This window comes from Dictyobacter halimunensis (assembly GCF_036245075.1).
Genome location: NZ_BSRI01000002.1, coordinates 4,385,107 through 4,401,290 on the forward strand (window position 1 = coordinate 4,385,107; position 16,184 = coordinate 4,401,290).

21 protein-coding genes and 1 pseudogene are annotated in these 16,184 nt (G+C 51.3%); 16 read left to right on the plus strand and 6 right to left on the minus strand.

Features of this window, described 5'->3' with window-relative positions:
* Complete coding sequence (gene pdxR, locus AABA21_RS32075) at positions 1-1,491, plus strand: MocR-like pyridoxine biosynthesis transcription factor PdxR (RefSeq protein WP_338256534.1); 1,491 nt, start codon at positions 1-3, stop codon at positions 1,489-1,491.
* A 251-nt stretch (positions 1,492-1,742) separates the two neighbouring features.
* Here the strand turns inward: pdxR and AABA21_RS32080 are convergent, their stop codons facing one another.
* Positions 1,743-2,348, minus strand: coding sequence for a dihydrofolate reductase family protein (locus AABA21_RS32080; RefSeq protein ID WP_338256536.1), 606 nt, complete (start codon positions 2,346-2,348; stop codon positions 1,743-1,745).
* A gap of 702 nt (positions 2,349-3,050) precedes the next feature.
* On the opposite strand from AABA21_RS32080, the gene AABA21_RS32085 reads away from it, so the two are divergent.
* The 10 genes and pseudogenes from AABA21_RS32085 to AABA21_RS32130 all read left to right on the plus strand — a co-directional run bounded on the left by AABA21_RS32085 (position 3,051) and on the right by AABA21_RS32130 (position 8,691).
* Complete coding sequence (locus AABA21_RS32085; protein ID WP_338256537.1) at positions 3,051-3,953, plus strand: GNAT family N-acetyltransferase; 903 nt, start codon at positions 3,051-3,053, stop codon at positions 3,951-3,953.
* A 78-nt stretch (positions 3,954-4,031) separates the two neighbouring features.
* A complete protein-coding gene (locus AABA21_RS32090) occupies positions 4,032-4,682 on the plus strand; it encodes an HAD family hydrolase (RefSeq protein WP_338256540.1) in 651 nt (216 codons plus the stop codon).
* 163 nt (positions 4,683-4,845) lie between these two features.
* Positions 4,846-5,358 carry a DUF3995 domain-containing protein gene (locus tag AABA21_RS32095; protein ID WP_338258503.1) on the plus strand — a complete coding sequence of 171 codons (513 nt, stop codon included), beginning with the start codon at positions 4,846-4,848 and terminating at the stop codon, positions 5,356-5,358.
* Positions 5,359-5,560: 202 nt separating this feature from the next.
* A pseudogene (locus tag AABA21_RS32100) lies at positions 5,561-5,884 on the plus strand (RNA-guided endonuclease InsQ/TnpB family protein); the annotation flags it as partial.
* Positions 5,778-6,095: a zinc ribbon domain-containing protein gene (locus tag AABA21_RS32105; RefSeq protein ID WP_479430360.1), complete on the plus strand. Its 318-nt coding sequence runs from the start codon at positions 5,778-5,780 to the stop codon at positions 6,093-6,095. The pseudogene AABA21_RS32100 and the gene AABA21_RS32105, both read left to right, overlap by 107 nt.
* 80 nt (positions 6,096-6,175) lie before the next feature.
* The gene (locus AABA21_RS32110) at positions 6,176-7,132 is read left to right on the plus strand and encodes an aminoglycoside phosphotransferase family protein (protein ID WP_338256547.1); all 957 of its coding nucleotides are present in this window, start codon (positions 6,176-6,178) and stop codon (positions 7,130-7,132) included.
* 213 nt (positions 7,133-7,345) lie between these two features.
* A complete protein-coding gene (locus AABA21_RS32115; RefSeq protein ID WP_338256549.1) occupies positions 7,346-7,537 on the plus strand; it encodes a hypothetical protein in 192 nt (63 codons plus the stop codon).
* Between the two features lie 102 nt (positions 7,538-7,639).
* Entirely contained in the window at positions 7,640-7,972 is a 333-nt protein-coding gene (locus AABA21_RS32120; protein ID WP_338256550.1) for a heavy metal-binding domain-containing protein, read from the plus strand.
* Complete coding sequence (locus tag AABA21_RS32125) at positions 7,969-8,265, plus strand: hypothetical protein (protein ID WP_338256552.1); 297 nt, start codon at positions 7,969-7,971, stop codon at positions 8,263-8,265. Before AABA21_RS32120 ends, AABA21_RS32125 begins: the two co-directional genes overlap by 4 nt.
* A 117-nt stretch (positions 8,266-8,382) precedes the next feature.
* Complete coding sequence (locus AABA21_RS32130) at positions 8,383-8,691, plus strand: hypothetical protein (protein WP_338256554.1); 309 nt, start codon at positions 8,383-8,385, stop codon at positions 8,689-8,691.
* On the opposite strand, the gene AABA21_RS32135 is transcribed toward AABA21_RS32130, so the two are convergent.
* From AABA21_RS32135 to AABA21_RS32145, 3 genes are all read right to left on the minus strand, one after another.
* On the minus strand, positions 8,688-9,140 hold the full coding sequence (locus AABA21_RS32135; RefSeq protein WP_338256555.1) for an AI-2E family transporter: 453 nt from the start codon (positions 9,138-9,140) through the stop codon (positions 8,688-8,690). The genes AABA21_RS32130 and AABA21_RS32135 overlap by 4 nt on opposite strands.
* Positions 9,141-9,142: 2 nt before the next feature.
* Complete coding sequence (locus AABA21_RS32140) at positions 9,143-10,024, minus strand: tyrosine-type recombinase/integrase (protein ID WP_338256558.1); 882 nt, start codon at positions 10,022-10,024, stop codon at positions 9,143-9,145.
* Between the two features lie 273 nt (positions 10,025-10,297).
* Entirely contained in the window at positions 10,298-10,504 is a 207-nt protein-coding gene (locus tag AABA21_RS32145) for a helix-turn-helix transcriptional regulator (protein ID WP_338256559.1), read from the minus strand.
* 381 nt (positions 10,505-10,885) lie between these two features.
* On the opposite strand from AABA21_RS32145, the gene AABA21_RS32150 reads away from it, so the two are divergent.
* From AABA21_RS32150 to AABA21_RS32170, 5 genes are all read left to right on the plus strand, one after another.
* Complete coding sequence (locus AABA21_RS32150; RefSeq protein WP_338256561.1) at positions 10,886-11,668, plus strand: pentapeptide repeat-containing protein; 783 nt, start codon at positions 10,886-10,888, stop codon at positions 11,666-11,668.
* Positions 11,669-11,916: 248 nt separating this feature from the next.
* Positions 11,917-12,357 (plus strand): carboxymuconolactone decarboxylase family protein, encoded by a 441-nt coding sequence (locus AABA21_RS32155; RefSeq protein WP_338256562.1) that lies wholly within the window; start codon positions 11,917-11,919, stop codon positions 12,355-12,357.
* Between the two features lie 240 nt (positions 12,358-12,597).
* Positions 12,598-12,942: a cupin domain-containing protein gene (locus AABA21_RS32160; RefSeq protein ID WP_338256563.1), complete on the plus strand. Its 345-nt coding sequence runs from the start codon at positions 12,598-12,600 to the stop codon at positions 12,940-12,942.
* Between the two features lie 251 nt (positions 12,943-13,193).
* Positions 13,194-13,757, plus strand: coding sequence for a DUF3995 domain-containing protein (locus AABA21_RS32165; protein WP_338256564.1), 564 nt, complete (start codon positions 13,194-13,196; stop codon positions 13,755-13,757).
* A 487-nt stretch (positions 13,758-14,244) separates the two neighbouring features.
* Entirely contained in the window at positions 14,245-14,793 is a 549-nt protein-coding gene (locus tag AABA21_RS32170; protein ID WP_338256566.1) for a hypothetical protein, read from the plus strand.
* 453 nt (positions 14,794-15,246) lie between these two features.
* Here the strand turns inward: AABA21_RS32170 and AABA21_RS32175 are convergent, their stop codons facing one another.
* Both AABA21_RS32175 and AABA21_RS32180 read right to left on the minus strand, forming a co-directional pair.
* A complete protein-coding gene (locus AABA21_RS32175) occupies positions 15,247-15,579 on the minus strand; it encodes a hypothetical protein (protein ID WP_338256567.1) in 333 nt (110 codons plus the stop codon).
* 134 nt (positions 15,580-15,713) lie between these two features.
* Entirely contained in the window at positions 15,714-16,148 is a 435-nt protein-coding gene (locus tag AABA21_RS32180; protein WP_338256569.1) for an HNH endonuclease, read from the minus strand.
* Positions 16,149-16,184: the final 36 nt, after the last annotated feature.

Genomic DNA, 16,184 nt, shown 5'->3' on the forward strand with positions numbered 1-16,184 from the left:
ATGGACAAACGGACAACGAGTAAAATAATGCCCGAACTCAATCTGCCCTTGACCCTGGTACGCAATGGGCAGAAGCCGCTGTACCGCCAACTCTATGAGCAGTTGCGCGCGGCGATTCTGAACGGTTCGCTGGCCCCGGGTGTTCGCCTTCCGTCGAGCAGAGCTCTGGCTGAGGAATTAGGTATTGCCCGCAATAGTGTGGTCTCGGTCTACGAAGAGTTGTTGAGCGAGGGGTATCTCGTGAGCCAGCACGGATCGGGCACCTCTGTCAGCAGTGAACTCCCATCCCTTCCGAAGCTGGAAAAAGCTGTGGAGAGGAAGATCCCACGCTGGCTAATGCAGGAGGAGCCAGTTATCAGTGAGGCAGAGCTTCCTCTCCCTGCGCTACCTGGTCAGATTGATTTCCGCCTGGGCGTAACGAGCACGGCGCTCTGGCCACAGCAGGCCTGGCAGGCAATCTGGCGTGAGGTCAGCCGGCAGCAGTTGCCGGGAGACTATGGTGATCCCGGTGGTGAGGGCGCGCTGCGGACGGCCATTGCAAGCTATGTTGGTCGCGCCCGTGGGGTGGCTTGCCAGCCCGAAGATGTAATTATTGTGGCCGGGACGGTGCAGGCGCTGGATCTGATCGCGCGCGCGACATTGGGGATGCACGATGCGGTGGCCATGGAGGAGCCAGGGTATCCATTGGCGCGAGCAGTCTTCCAGAGCAGGCAGGTTCAGGTCGTGCCTGTTCCGGTGGATACCGACGGCCTGCGCGTGGAGATGCTGCCGTGTGGTGCCACTGCGCCCACGCTGGTCTATGTAACGCCCTCTCATCAGTATCCGCTGGGCACGCGACTCTCGATCGCGCGTCGTCTCACCTTGCTGGAGTGGGCCAGGGAGCATGAGAGCCTGGTGATTGAGGATGATTATGATAGCGAGTTCCGCTTTGGCGCCCAGCCGCTGCCCGCGCTGGCCAGCCTGGATGATCTCAGTAGAGTGGCCTATATCGGATCGTTTTCCAAAGTGCTGACCCCGGCTCTGCGCGCCGGCTATCTCATAGCTCCCCCGTTATTACGCGAGCGCATCACACGGCTCAAGCTGTTGAGCGATATTCATCTCTCATGGCCGCTGCAGCAAGGACTTGCGCTATTTCTTCAGTCGCGGAACCTGGAACGCTACATCCAACGCCTGCGTCAGCACTATGCTGAAAAACGAGCAACGTTGCTCCAGGCACTGGCACCTGTCGCCGGTCTGGTTGAGATGCAAGGGCTGGACGCGGGACTCCATGCCTGCCTGGAACTGAAAGGAGATGATGTGCATGAGGCAGAGATTGTCGCGCGGAGCTATCAGCGGGGCGTGGTTGTGTATGCCCTGCATCACTACTATCTGGGGTTGCCCGACAAGAAGGGCCTCCTCTTAGGCTATGGCGGCCTGGAGGAAGCGCAGATAATGGAAGGCGCAAAAAAGCTCGCGGCAGTGATACGACAAACCGATAAAGAGAAGAAATAAGCAACATGTCATCGAACTCTGAGCTCATCAAGTAAGCAGATGCAAACAAATAACGAAGAGATGAGTAGCCACGCCCTCATCTCTTCGTTGCATCATGATAGAGGTGCCTCTTCCTCTTCTCGAATATGGCAGGGCAGGCTCAGAGCCTCGAATTGCTGTTCACCAATCTGCCGATTTCCCACGTTCGCGCGTAATGCGTGGTCGAAGCACGTGTGGGTTGATGAATGCTCCTCGTGACCTCAGGGATGTCATCAGCCTTCTGACACCGATCCGGTTGTAACCGCTCCTGCGCGCTTGTAATTCACGATAATGATGCCATTTGGGGAGATCTGGCTCTCCGTCACCTGGAACGCCGCTGGAATGGTGCCATCGACAAACAAGCGTTTGCCACTGCCCAATGTTAGCGGGTAGATCTTGAGCCAGAACTCATCGACCAGGTCATGTTTCATCAGCGTCTGAACGAGATTTGCACTTCCGTACACGTGCAGATTCGGCCCTTCCTGCTGCTTGAGTTGGCTGACTTTTTCCGCGATGTCTCCGCCTAAAAACACGGAAGGCTGCCATTCGCTCCCAGTTATGGTATTCGAGGCGACGTATTTGGTGGCTGTACTGGCGCCCGGCCATATGTCGACATGCTTCGGCCAGAAGGGTTCCCAAATTTCAAAGGTTTTGCGCCCTAGCAACAGATCAAACGGCATACTCATCTGCTTATTCATGACGCCTCCAAGAACCTCGTCGGAATATGGAGCTTGCCACCCGCCATACGTGAAGCCACCACTGGTATCTTCTTCTGGCGCACCTCCGGCTTGTATGACACCATCAAGGGTGACGAATTCGAGTACAATCACTTTTCTCATTCCTCTGTTCCTCCAATATCTGGCGACCTTTGGTGCTGATCGCGTGTGTTCATCGATATTTTTTTCTTTTCGCTCCCTCTTGCATTCGGCATAACTGATGGAGAGCGTAAATGTTCTTGCACGTTGCGCGTCTATCTATTCTATTGGCGGAGCAAGAAAAAAACTTCTTGGATCTTGCTCACATACTCGGCCCACCTCTTGCCTGGGAAAGATGCACCAGTCGAGCTGAGAGGTACAGTCGGTTTTTGCGCACCGCGCAGGCGGCAGATGGGATCTGGCAACAGCCTTGAGGGCCACGAGATCACTCTTGCTTTCAAATATACTCTATGTTATATTCAATCTGTTGAAACGCCGTTTCTTCAAGCAAAAAGGAGCAATGTAAATGAAATACACCCCTCTTTTCATGTTGTGTGCCGCATCTGCGAACAGCCCGGTACTGCTCTTTTAATAAGGCATCTTACCGCTTCTCGTTATCATAAGGACACGGATACCTATCCTCCCTTGTGCCACGCCATGCTCCATGCAGAATCACTTCAGCATAGACACCCCTGGGTGATATATGTCATTCATGTCCAGGCATGAATGACGCCGGTACACACTTCTCGACCCCCAACAAGCAATCGCAACATCGCATAGCAGAGATCAATCTATGTGCTTTGGTGTGTTATGTCTTTATCCGCTACAAACTTGAAGGAAGAAAATATGAATCAGCATAGCGTAACAGGCGAAATTAAAACAGAGATTACAGCCAGTGATAGAGCCAACATAGCCAGGTTAATCGAGGATTATCGCCTGTATGAAGGGGTGGACTTCCTTGTTCCCCTGGAAGAGATGCTCGCTCCATCAGAAAACAAACCAGCACCGTTACTCCATTATCAGGGTGATACCCTCACCGGCTTCGCCTACCTCCAACATCTTCGACCTGACGCAGAGATCGAGATCTACGGTATGGTCCATCCGGATCACCGGCGTAAAGGTGTAGGGACGACTTTATTTGAGGCCGCGAAGGCTGTCTGGCGACAGAGAGGAGCTAGTGACCTGCTGCTGGTTTGTGATGGCGCCTTATCCTCCGGCAAAGCGTTCGCCTCCGCACACAGGGGAGCATACCGTTTTTCAGAACATCGCATGGTGCTTGATCCAACCAGCATCAAGCGTCCCCAACTGTCACAAGGGCAACAGGTACAACTCAGGCGCGCAGAAGGTACCGACGTTCCCATCCTCGCCCATCTCGTTTCACAGGCATTTGACTCATCTGAAGAGGAGATGGAAAATTGGATCACAGAATCTATTTCAGCAGACAACCAACGCTTTTACATCGGCCTGCTTGATGGGTTGCCAATTGGATCACTCAGAACGGTCAGCTTTGGTGATCTGACTGATATCGTGACCTTTGGCGTCCTCCCTCTCTATCGTGGACAGGGGTACGGTCGGCAAATGCTCGTGGCAATCGTTGACCTGCTGCTTGAAGAACAGTGGCCTGGCATCGCCCTGGATGTAGAGACAAAGAACGCTAATGCCCTCGGACTCTATGAATCTTGCGGCTTCCGTAAGATCAGAACATGTGATTATTACCAGGTACCCGAAGGGGAACTCGCTCGTTCATAGGCTGATACGAGCAGAACAGGAACGAGAGTTCTTCACCATCGTATGTTTGATGAATGTATATAGATATGGATAATGCATATGAAATACAAAGCCGTTCTCTTCGATTTGGACGACACACTCTTAAAAACAGCGGTTATCAAGTGGGCTCATCATAAGGCGGTCGCGAAGCAGTTCTATGATATCGATCTGACCGACGACGTTCTGGCAAAGCATTGGGGGATGCCATTTGAACCGATGATAGCCATTTTGTATCAAGGGGCTGATACTCCCGAAAACATGCTCAAGGCGAACGTGTCACTGGAAGATCAATTTCTCAAAGAGGTCCAGGAAGATGGGCTCGCGACCGTCAATGCCTTATTGGATGCAGGTGTTGAAGTTGGTGTGATCACCTCTACTCTCGGCTCGAGAGCGCGAAACGATTTGATGCGCCTGGGTTTCCCCATCGACCAGTTTTTTCTTCTGCAGGGGGCAGACGACGAACCCGTCCATAAGCCCGATCCTGGAGTCTTTGAGAAAGCACTCAAACTGCTCAGCGAAAAAGGGATCGCTCGTCAAGAGGTACTCTACATTGGCGATGCGTTGATGGATTACTATGCTTCACGAGATGCAGGTATGGGATTTATAGGGGTCACAACTGGATTTGTGGCGCAGGGACAATTTGAGCGGGAAGGAGCGCAAGCCTGTTCCTCTTTAGCTGAAATAGTGCGTGCTCTACAAGCCTGGCGGTAGACGTCATCTCAGCATAACAATGAGCATGTGCTATCGGTCACACTTCCACCTTCCAATCTGTCATTTGAGTATGTACCTCTGATGAAATATGGTGCGCGAAAGGGAACAGCATATGCTAACGAGCGGGAGTCAACCGGGCGACGGTGAGGAACAAAACAGAACGATGTGGGCAGGGTATGCAGCTCTCGGATGGGTCATTGTTTTTCTTGTGTTTCATGTATATTGGGCGTTTGGGGGCCGGTTTGGCTTAGGAGATGCAAGCGCCCCGCTCCCCGCCTTCCCACACAGTGTGGGGGCATGGCTCTTCACTATCATCGTGTTTGGAATGTTTGTGTTGGGAATCATTGTTCCCCTGGCTATCGTTCAATCCTGGGAGTCCGTCTTCCCCCGCTGGATGTTTCTTACTGCCTGCTGGATTGGTTCTATCGTGTTGATAGTGCGGGCCGTGGCGTCGATGATAGACGATTTTTCTCGCTTGACAGGCATCCTGCCAAATGGCCTTACCGGAATGACGTACGCCCAGATCACGGGCGATAGCCAGGTTTCAGCATATACGCTGTGGTCGGGCCGAGGCATCGACGTCTATTTCCTCCTCGGTGGCATCCTGTACGGCATAGTGGCATGGCGTTACGGACAACAAAAACGTCGCGCGAAAAGCTCCTCGCTTGATCGCTGACTGCTCCTCGACAGCATCAATCTTGCACCCATTGAATTGAATATTCGATACCTGAGTGCCTTAAAGCCCAGGACCAGCTTTATCAAAGCGCGCCGTAAAACCCCTGGCTTCAACCATGAGGATAGAAGGCGCGTTCCTTTTGGTGGCGCGATGGGGGATGGTGCTGTTGAATTTTTACACAGTATAGGTTACCATGTAAAGCATGAGTACACAGAAACGCGCCTACAAATTCAGATGCTACCCGACCGACGAGCAAAAACAGATGCTTGCTCGGACGTTTGGCTGTGTACGCTTTACCTACAACTGGGCCTTACGCCTCAAAACGGATGCCTTTTACAAAGAACACACGCGTCTGTCCTACAAAGACCTTTCTTCGATGCTCACTGAGCTCAAAAAACAGGAGGACTATCGCTGGCTGAATGAGGTATCCAGTGTTCCCGTCCAACAGGCATTGCGCCACCTCGACAAGGCATTCATCAATTTCTTTGAGGGTCGCGGCAAGTATCCGACCTTTAAAAAGAAACGGATGTGGATATATCTTCGCATCCCTCACGCTCGACGTACGCCAGTGGACGTGTCCAGAATGTGACGTGCATCATGAGCGAGATATGAATGCGGCAAAAAATATAAGGTCCGTGGGGCTCACGGTCCTCAATGCCTGTGGAGAGGCCGTCAGACCGGGGGCGGTGAAAACCACCCCCGGCAAGTCTCAGCGAAGCAGGAAACCCCGCAAGTGATTGTGGGAATCCCCCGGCGAGAGCCGTGGGGAGGATGTCAAAACCTGGGTAAAATACAATCCATATGATACACTGTCACAATGGATAAAGCTGATCATATACACAGTATTGTTGTACCTGAGCGAGTTCGGCTGAGGGCCGAGCAATCAAGCCCCCAGGCAAGACAGTGGCTTAAAGATCTCCCTGGCCTTATTGCCGACCTTGAGCAAGAATGGGAAATTCGCATTGGCCAACCGCTTTCCGGAGGATCTTCGGCATACGTCGCGCCAGTAAAAACCGCAGGCGGAAATGCAGTCATAAAGATAGCTATGCCGATACCTGACGGCTTTCAGCATGAGATAGACACTATTATCCGTGCGAATGGTCACGGCTATGTTCGCGTGTTAAAGTTTGACTACGAGCGACGCGCCTTGCTTCTAGAGCAGCTCGGACTATCCATGCAGGATAGTAAATTGGAACCCAGGCAGGCAATAAGATTGCTGTGCAAGATACTGAAACAAGCATGGCTTGTACCATCTGGCGCGGATCAGACTATTGATGCTTTGGAGTACAAAGCGTGGACGTTGGCTCAGCTCATAAGCGAGCTATGGGTCAAACTTGAACGGCCATGCCCTGAGAAAATTGTCTCTCAGGCCCTGGAGTTTGCGTGCCGGCGCATGGATGCTTTTGACCGCGAACGATGCGTCGTCGTACATGGAGACCCCCATCCAGCGAACGCTCTTCAGGTACTTGCCCCACGTACTGGAGCTGAGTCGGGCTATGTTTTTGTTGATCCGGAGGGCTTCCTCTGCGAGCCAGAATATGATCTTGGGGTGGTCCTGCGGGACTGGAATGAGGAATTGCTTGCAGCCGCCGATCCTATGGCGTTAGCCCACGAATATTGCGAGCTACTCGCCAAAGAATCTGGCCTCGATCAAGCCGCTATTTGGGAATGGGGCTTTATCGAGCGTGTCTCAACTGGTTTATATATTTATGCCTACGGCTCAAATGAGCTTGGGCAGCCATTTTTCAAAACAGCACAACGCTTGCTGGGGTAGTGCTGTGTAAAAAGAACCTACTCCTGGTCGCCGACGACGCCTTCTCACCACTATTCTCATTCCTGAATTTGGGAGGGAAGAAAGGCCAAAAAACGATGAGAACTAACCCAAACACATGTTTGTCTGAACGAACGTTTTCGCGGAGAACCCTGAAAGGATGCGAAGCATGACGAACCAGGGGTTGATTGGCAAGCCGATGGTGAAAACCTTCAGTTGGCCGCTGCGGGACGTGAGCACGTGAACTTCCTCTTCCTGGAGAACGCCAATCACGTTCTCAAGCAAGAGCTGCGGCCCCGGTCAGAGTTGGTGCAGGCCGAAGTGACGGCGAGCTACAATGGCCCCAATACCCATTTGGATCCACAGGCTCTGGCCAGCCTTCTGGGGTGGCTGGCTGTCCACGCCTGACCAGGTTATACACTGTAGGAGAACGGTCGTTTGTGACCCTCTGTTTTTATCTGTATGTGCAAAACACTTTACCTGCACACAAGCATATCGAAGGAGCATGAGATGCGTATTGTAACTACTGAAGGGATCGCCCACCATCGTATTGTGGAAACCAAGGGACAGGTCTTTGGCGTGGTGGTGCGCAGCCGGGGCCTGGGGGGCAACATCATGGCGGGTCTGCGCTCCCTGGTGGGCGGCGAGATCAAGGAATACACCGAACTGCTGGAAGATGCGCGCCGACACGCGATTGATCGCATGGTCCAAAACGCGACCGCCATGGGGGCAAATGCAGTTGTGCGCATGCAATTTGATTCCTCTGAAGTGGGCAGTACGATGAGCGAGATCGTGGCCTATGGCACAGCGGTTGTGATTGAGCCGGAGAGGGAGGGAGCGTGATACTGCGGTGGGTGATCATTGGGTATGGGCTGCTCTACCTCATTGGTGCGGCTGTGTTGCTGTTCCTGGTCCATACCAGCATCTTTCTGGTTGTGTATCTGGGAGTCAATGGGTTCATCCTGGTGAGCGCCATGCTTTTTGAGCGCAGGCGATATCGCTCGCGGGTAGATCGAACGCAGGGCGACTTCCAGCCCACCGGCGAGCGATTCGTTGATCCCACGTCCCATCGGCTTCTGGAAGTGTTTTACAATTCCGCAACGGGTGAACGCGAGTATCGCGAGGTGACGAAGTAACTCATTGCCTACATCAAAACGTTATAGGGAATGAGAAACGCTTTTCTCTGAGGAGAAGGAATGGATTGATATCGATCAGTTGTTCTTTTTACCACTTTAGAGGGAATGGGAAAGACCATGAAGCTGAATACCAGTGTGGACAAAAAGCAACGAGCCAGGCAGCTTGCTGACCTTCTTCATCAAACGGGGGAGGATCACCATATCGCATTTAAAGCAACCGACGGTGCTGATCCTGATTGGTCGATCTGGTACGCTGATCATTTGCGAGAAAAAGGGATTGAGACGTTGCTTGATGCGAAACTGCTAAAAAGCGATTTAATTTATCTGCTTGTTCTGGCCGATAAAAAACAGATGAGTGAAGCCCCTGGGTCACGTTGGGAACAGTTCTACGCCGATTTTTTTGTCAATCGCTATATCCATTCCTAGGGCTCCCCATCGGAGTTTATTGCTACTGGCCTATTCTCCTGCGTCTTCTTCTCCTGTTCGGACGAATCTTGTTCCTTCTCCGTCTGGACGGACAGGGCATCATGATGTCGCTTCCAGTAAGACCAGTATGCCACGAGGATTGTCTGGATGAAGCCTGCTGCCGATCCAGCAAACAATGCTCCTATAACTCCAAAGAGCTGATTCCCTGCGACCAGAGCAGCGATCATAATGATCGGATTGATACCGATGGCCCGGCCAATAATGCGCGGTGAGAGAACCTCTCCTTCTAGCAACTGGAGAGCACCTACAAGGGCCAGGGCCAGTAGTGCCGTCACCCACCCCTGCGTAAGAGCGATGAGGACAACCGATATGGCAGTGATATAGAAGCCAATCACTGGAATAAACTCCAACACAAATGCCAGCGCACATAGTAGGAAGACATATGGCACACCTATGAAGAACAGACCAATACGTAATCGTGCTCCTGCCGGTCCAGCCCTGCTTTGAGCTTTGCCTCCAACTGCCTGATCCGGTGCTGTTTTAGTACTTCGATGGTGAAGGGTGGGAGGACGATGCTCCTTCGCCCCCTCTCCGTCTTTGGCTCGGCCTCCTCGAATCCCTTGCCCGGAAGCTTGCTCGGGATCCTCGAAAGGATGCGGCGCACCTGCAGCACGCCCCGGTTCATGTCAATATCCTGCCACTTGAGTCCGAGGAGTTCTCCTCGGCGCATGCCTGTCGCCAGGGCAAGAATGAACAGCGCCTCCTGCCGGTGTCCGTGGGCCACGGCCAGGAACTGGTGGATCTGCTGCATCGTGAGCGGCTGAATCTCAAAGCGCTTCCGCCTGGGTGGCGATACGAGGTCGCACGTATTGCGTCCGATCAGATTCCAGCGGACGGCTGTTTCCAGGGCTCTGTGCAGGACATTGTGAAAGCAAATGACGGTGGTGTTCGAAAGACCCTCCTCCAGTTTCTTCTTGTAAAATGATTGGATATGTTGCGGCGAGAGCTTTTGGAACTGGTGATGTCCAATCCCTGGCACGAGATGAAGCCGTACAATCTCCTCATATCGCTCGTACGTTCGCGAGCGGATGCTCTGCTTGTGCACGTCCTCTAGCCAGTGGGTGAGAAACTGTCCAACCTTTTGCTGTGGACCCGTCACGAGCATGCCTTTCTGCTGCTCGTACAGGGCGACCTTCAGCTTTTCCTGGACTTCCTTCCGCGTTTTCTCGTAGAGGAACTTGCTCTTTCCACCTTCAACGGAGATCTCTGCAGTCCAGCGGCCATCTTTTCTCTTATAAATGGACCCTTCACCTCGTCCGCTTTTTACAACCATAGGGGCACTCCTTTATTATCAAGTGCCCGACTATCCATCTAGCAGACACCTGTATCGTACCATATTGAGCTTGCTCATGAAAGAAGAGGCGTACCTTTGGAGAAAAAATGAGCGATAAGCAATTACATTCACGTGTATCTATTCATATAGTCAAAAAACGGGCGCTATTACTTCTACCGGGTTGCCGGGCCGATGCTGATAGAGCATATACATTTCTGGAAGCACGTGTGGCTGCGCAGTATCCTGAAGCCGGGTTCCCAGAAAATAGGACACTTACAGAGATGCGTTTTCCTGTTCTTTAATCCACTTCTGAAGAGAGTCGATGGAGATGCGAACGGATCTCCCAAAGCGAATGACTGGAGGCCCTTGCTGCTGTGCAAGCAGCACATAGAGCTTGGCGCGAGAGATGCCGAGACTGCGAGCCGCCTGTGGAACGGTGAGGAGCAGTGGCTGGATATTGTGTTCATTTTTCTGCTGCATTGCTGTGATCCTTTCGTAGCTATGGTGATCGTACCGTGCCTTTCATACTGTTTTTTCCTCAATCAAGGAATGCTACCTCCTCCGATCATACTGCTCCGGGGCTGATAGCACTGGTGCAGCAGGCAGGTGAAGGGAGGAGTAGCGAAGGAGCAGAAGAAAATCTCCACCATAGTTGCACATAATAATTCCCTAAATATGGCTGGCACATCAAACATCCAGTAACTCTGCTGGCATGTACTTTTATAACTCTTGAATTCACTTATTGCCTGGCTCGCATGGAACTTGTACGATGTAAGAGGTCCATATGGATTGACGTCTCTTTCTTATTAACAGGAAGAGTGCACAGATTTTTATCTCCTTTTACAAGTACTGGAGGGCATTATGGCAAATCCTCATCATCTCTCTCTTCTTCTGCAGGGTAAAGATGCCTGGAATCATTGGAGGGAGCAGCATCCGGAGGTTCAGCCTGACCTTAGTGAAGCAAACCTAAGGAGAACTGACTTGAGTGGATTTGATTTTCACGGAACAAACTTCCGAAACGTTGATTTAAGCTATGCCAATTTGACAGAGGTAAATCTGCAAGATGCACTGCTTCCTTCTGCCCAACTACGGGGAGCGAACTTATCTGAAGGCAATGTGCAACGAGCCGATTTCTATGGTGCTGATCTCAGCCAAGCGTATCTTGGAGATGGAGTTGATGCGATGCTTCGTAGCGTAGATGCTCATGATGCTGACTTCAGCAATGCCACTCTCAGTCAAGCGAATTTGTGCGGAATCGATCTCTCTCGAGCTAAGCTCAAAAATGCTAATTTAGATGGAGCGGATTTACGTCATGCGAATTTGCATGAAGCCTACCTCGAAGCCGCCGATTTCAGAAGAACGAATTTACGTTGGGTGCGAATGCAGCAAGCAATGGCAAACAGTGTGAATCTCAGTGGAGCAGATCTGACACATGCCGATCTTCGTGGTTCCAATCTGAGCTCTACAGGCTTTAATGGTGCCGATCTGACGCACGCTGATGTTCGAGCCTCTGTTCTCATTGGAGCAGACTTGAGTGGTGCCGATCTGAGTGGAACCAACCTGGAAGATGCAAACCTGGAGGGAGTAGATTTGAGCCGCGTCGTGTACCACGATATCTCGTTAGAGACGTTTTTTCCGGAATAATTCCGCCAACACATTGAGAAACACGCTTGTACGTAATCTTTCCAGGCAACTATCGTTCATTTTCAAAATGGCACCATTATTACAACGCAATTTGGCCCTTGTAGAAGGGCCATTACGATGGTATATTCTCTTCAAGCGGGAGGGCAAGAGGCCTTGCCCCATACGTGCTAACGTAAGAGGCATGCCTATCCCAATCCTCACCAACCAGAATCCACTATGTACCAGAAAATTGAAAAGGAATGGAATCTATGTATCAACGCATTAACTACGGAAAAGTTGCCCCGGAAGCCGTCAATGCAATATCGACACTTGACGATTATGTAGAGATGAGTGAACTAGAACCCGCGCTACAAGAACTCGTACGTCTACGTGCCTCACAAATCAACGGATGCGTACTCTGTGTCGACATGCATACACGAGCGTTGAAAAAACACGCGGTGAGCGAACGCAAAATCCATTCCGTTGTTGTCTGGCACGAGTCACCCTTCTTCAACGAGCGTGAACGTGCCGCACTGGCATGGGCAGAAGCGGTTACCCTGATCTCCGAAGGACACGTACCCGATGATGTCTATGAGCAGACACGTCAACATTTCAGCGAAAAAGAACTTGTAGACCTGACTTTTCTCCTGGCCGACATTAATGCCTGGAATCGGATCGCCCTCAGTTTCCGTCAGCTACCGGATGCATAAGCCAGCAGTTCTCACGCCTCTAAGAGAACCTGCCAGGAAGAGCAACAAGAATCATTCTCACAGCAGATAATGGTTCTTGCTGTTCCTGGGCATCTGCATGCTATTGCTCGTGAGGCTCTCGAACCAGGTACCTCTACACGCGCGGAGGCAGAGAAACTGCCTGGCTCTGAGTTCCAGTTACTGTTTACCAAATCAGATCATACGCACTTTTCCTGATTAAATCTGATCAAAGGAGAAAAAATGAGCTATACCATAGTCAGCAAAGATGAACTTCATCGATATGGCAATACCTATGAGTTTCAGGGATATCAGCATGGAGACGCAAGCGTTGCTTTTATCTGGGTGGATATGCCACCAGGGAGCGGTCCACGGCTGCATCAACATCCCTACAAAGAGATCTTCGTTATCCAGGAAGGTGAGGCTATCTTTACCGTTGGCTCAGAGACGATAAGCGCAAAGGCAGGACACATCGTGATTGTCCCCGAGGACACCCCCCACAAGTTTATCAATTCTGGCGAGGGACCCCTGAGGCAGATTGATATCCATCAAAGCCCAAAATTCATCACGCAATGGCTTGAAGACTGAAACTGGTTACAAGCGAGCTGCCTGTGCTATTTACCATCGACTGTCAGTTCCGCAACGAGCGTTGGAAAGGCTAATCGGCACCTTTTAGGGTTGGCTGCGGGCTCCCCCTTCATCTATGGAACACGATACGCTGCAAACGTCATCTCAGCATAACAATGGGCATGTGCTATCGGTCACACTTCCACCTTCCAATCTGTCATATGAGTATGTAGCTCTAATGAAATATTGTGCACGAAAGAAGAGAACGGCATATGGTAAAGACCTGGAGTCAACCGAGCGACAGTGAGGAACAAAACAGAACGGTGTGGGCAGGGTATGCATCTCTCGGGTGGGTCATTATCTTTCTTGGTTTTCATGTATATTGGGCGTTTGGAGGCCGGTTTGGCTTAGGGGATGCAATAGCCCCGCTGCCTGCCTTTCCTCACAGTGTGGGGGCATGGCTCTTCACTATCATCGTGTTCGCAATGTTTGTGTTGGGAATCATTGTTCCCCTGGCTATCGTTCAATCCTGGGGGCCTGGCTTACCCCGCTGGATGCTCCTTATTGCCTGCTGGATTGGTTCTATCGTGTTGATAGTGCGGGCCGTGGCGTCGATGATAGATGATTTTTCTCGTTTGACAGGCATCCTGCCAAATGGCCTTACCGGAATGACGTACGCCCAGATCACGGGTGATAGCCAAATTTCAGCCTATACGCTGTGGTCGGGTCGAGGCATCGATGTCTATTTTCTCCTCGGTGGCATCCTGTACGGCATAGCGGCATGGAATTACGCACAACAAAAACGTCGCACGAAAAGATTCTCGCTTGATCTCTGACCGCCCCTGCGACAGTGCCTACCCATAACAGCGATTGAGCTTTATCTTATGTGTGCCCAAAAACTGCCTTGACAGAAAAGGGCTTCAGCCCTCGCCATTCCGTTTTTTCTGGAGGCGAAAAGAATTGATCAGCAGTACCTTGAGAAATGAATAACGTACGTTACCGCGTTTCCCATTGTTTCAGCTCTTTCAACGTGCGAAGGCACGGGTATCCAATCCACGGCTAACGAGTCACGTCACCGACCGAATAGCGCCAAGGAAAAGTCTCCGATCTGGTGGGTACGTTCCCCAGGAATGAGCCTCGAAAGAGGCGGGCGTTGGGTCTCTCCCTTCTCGAAAGGCATGAGAGCAGTAACGTGCCGAGCACCGCGCAAGAGAAACTATGCATGGATGCATCCTCTCAGCTTTTCCTCCACCACTATGATGTGCGTCGAGCCGTAGCTACGCTCCATTTCTCAGCACAGCGCGTACAAAAGAGAGGCGAAAGATGCCGCGCGACTTCAATCGCGGCGAAGTGTCAATTTTGGACCATCATAGCTCTAATCAAGAACATGGAGAAAGAAACAAGAATATGGAGAAAAAAATCGGAAGCGAAGCATTAATCCCAAATCCAGCGCTTGAATCCTTCAAGGTGTTAGTGGGGCAATGGCAAACCACTGGGTCTCATCCCTACCTTCCCGGGATAACCTTGCATGGCCGTACAACTTTTGATTGGCTTGCTGGCGGCGCGTTCTTGATCATGCACACAGAGATTGACCACCCTCTTTTTCCTGACGGGGTTGCGATTTTTGGCAGCGATGATGTGGCGAAAACCTATTTTCAGCTTACCTTTGATGAACGTGGCATCTCCAGAAAATACGACATGACCATGACAGGAAATCAGCTCAAGTGGTGGCGTGATGAACCCAGTTTTTCTCAGCGAGTCACCATGACCATAGAAGACAACAGCAACAAGATGGAAAGCCAGGGTGAAATGTCACGAGAGGGAGCAGCCTGGGAGGAGGACCTGGCACTGACATACGTGCGAGTAAGATAACTCATTTTTTCTCTTCATATAAATATCTTATGAGTAGTAAGGTAGGGAAAAGAAGCGCCTGGTCGAGGGAAACTTTCGACCAGGTGTTTTTCTGCGCAAGGGTACTGCTTAAGTGCAGTGTACCTGCAGTAAAACAGGACATGAAGCGATCTCATTTACACTTTTCAGCGAAAAGAAGCGAACATGAGACAAACTATTTTGCTGTGAATTTACAAATGCCGAGTACCATGAACTGTTCCAGAGGTGGCTTCTCAAGCAACTAATGGTTGTGCTGCTCAACATTCAGAGCAAGTTCCCATCCTTCAGTTCAAAAACTGTCAGCCCTTCAGTGAATTTGCCACAAGACAGAATGATGCTCAGCCTTTTGCTGGACAAGTCCATGGAAATGGTGTACTTGTACATGTGATTGGTGTACGCTTCGCCTGGGTACGTAGATAGAGTTTGCTTTGGAATTTATGTATTTGGTTGCCAATTATCGGGAGGCGGCGTAAAGTCGTCGCCAATTGTAAAACATGATGAGTTGCCTCCATCGGGAACAAGGTCTACATCTGTTTTAACGCCCCTGTAGCTGGTCAGCCGGAAGACCTGGACACTTATCCCTTTGCTTTGCAGCTCGTTTTGCCGCTCAATGGCTTTTTGCGCACCCTGATTGGTGAGCTTGATGGCATAGCATTCATTGGGCTTGCCAATATTCCTGCGCAGAATCTTGAAATCTTCCTTGAGGACCAGGCCCGCTGCTTGCAACGTGATTTGAGTCTTTTCAGACGTCCCTCTAGTATATGGCATGGTTCACTCTTTCTTCGATAATGGATTCAGTTTTAGAATCTTTCTTTAATGATGATGCGTTAAATTCCACACCGTTTCTCGTTATTGTGCAGATCTGAAGAGTATTGTCAGCCAGGGGCAAATTCAGGTCCTTTCTAATGTGCTTGTTTGAGACTGCTCTGGGCGCGCCTCTGGAGATAGCGCGCGATGCGTTCTATGATCTCCTGAGGGATGGCCTCTACTTCCTGGGGGAGCAGGTTGCCTTTGGCGATCTGGCACTGCAGGCAGGCAGGCACGACGTTGCCGACCCAGGTGGCGCCACCCTTGCTCACGGGGACAAAATGGTCGAGGCTCTCAAAGGGACCTTTGCAGAAGGCGCAGCGCCATTTGTAGTGGCGCAAGGTTTCGGCCCACTCGCCGAGCTGCAAGCGGCAGGGGCGGTTCCTGATATAGGACGCCTCTTTATGCCGCTCGATGCGATAGCTCTCGGCATAGAGCCGGTCGCGACACTGCATCTTACAGGCGGTGTCGCTCTGTCCCCAGATGATGACCTTGTTGCAGACCCAGCAGCGTTTCTCGATGTAAACCATGGTGCCCTTTTCCCTCACGCTATGAGCAACATGCAG

Excerpts from the sequence above, each read along its gene's own strand:
- AABA21_RS32095 (WP_338258503.1), top strand. The coding sequence starts at position 4,846 with ATGTGGGCAGGGTATGCAGCTCTCGGATGGGTCATTGTTTTTCTTGTG.
- AABA21_RS32110 (WP_338256547.1), top strand. The coding sequence starts at position 6,176 with ATGGATAAAGCTGATCATATACACAGTATTGTTGTACCTGAGCGAGTT.
- AABA21_RS32180 (WP_338256569.1), bottom strand. The coding sequence starts at position 16,148 with ATGGTTTACATCGAGAAACGCTGCTGGGTCTGCAACAAGGTCATCATC.
- AABA21_RS32150 (WP_338256561.1), top strand. The coding sequence starts at position 10,886 with ATGGCAAATCCTCATCATCTCTCTCTTCTTCTGCAGGGTAAAGATGCC.
- AABA21_RS32085 (WP_338256537.1), top strand. The coding sequence starts at position 3,051 with ATGAATCAGCATAGCGTAACAGGCGAAATTAAAACAGAGATTACAGCC.
- AABA21_RS32165 (WP_338256564.1), top strand. The coding sequence starts at position 13,194 with ATGGTAAAGACCTGGAGTCAACCGAGCGACAGTGAGGAACAAAACAGA.
- AABA21_RS32175 (WP_338256567.1), bottom strand. The coding sequence starts at position 15,579 with ATGCCATATACTAGAGGGACGTCTGAAAAGACTCAAATCACGTTGCAA.
- AABA21_RS32160 (WP_338256563.1), top strand. The coding sequence starts at position 12,598 with ATGAGCTATACCATAGTCAGCAAAGATGAACTTCATCGATATGGCAAT.
- AABA21_RS32145 (WP_338256559.1), bottom strand. The coding sequence starts at position 10,504 with ATGCAGCAGAAAAATGAACACAATATCCAGCCACTGCTCCTCACCGTT.
- AABA21_RS32090 (WP_338256540.1), top strand. The coding sequence starts at position 4,032 with ATGAAATACAAAGCCGTTCTCTTCGATTTGGACGACACACTCTTAAAA.
- AABA21_RS32140 (WP_338256558.1), bottom strand. The coding sequence starts at position 10,024 with ATGGTTGTAAAAAGCGGACGAGGTGAAGGGTCCATTTATAAGAGAAAA.
- pdxR (WP_338256534.1), top strand. The coding sequence starts at position 1 with ATGGACAAACGGACAACGAGTAAAATAATGCCCGAACTCAATCTGCCC.
- AABA21_RS32080 (WP_338256536.1), bottom strand. The coding sequence starts at position 2,348 with ATGAGAAAAGTGATTGTACTCGAATTCGTCACCCTTGATGGTGTCATA.
- AABA21_RS32105 (WP_479430360.1), top strand. The coding sequence starts at position 5,778 with ATGAGGTATCCAGTGTTCCCGTCCAACAGGCATTGCGCCACCTCGACA.
- AABA21_RS32120 (WP_338256550.1), top strand. The coding sequence starts at position 7,640 with ATGCGTATTGTAACTACTGAAGGGATCGCCCACCATCGTATTGTGGAA.
- AABA21_RS32130 (WP_338256554.1), top strand. The coding sequence starts at position 8,383 with ATGAAGCTGAATACCAGTGTGGACAAAAAGCAACGAGCCAGGCAGCTT.
- AABA21_RS32170 (WP_338256566.1), top strand. The coding sequence starts at position 14,245 with ATGCCGCGCGACTTCAATCGCGGCGAAGTGTCAATTTTGGACCATCAT.
- AABA21_RS32155 (WP_338256562.1), top strand. The coding sequence starts at position 11,917 with ATGTATCAACGCATTAACTACGGAAAAGTTGCCCCGGAAGCCGTCAAT.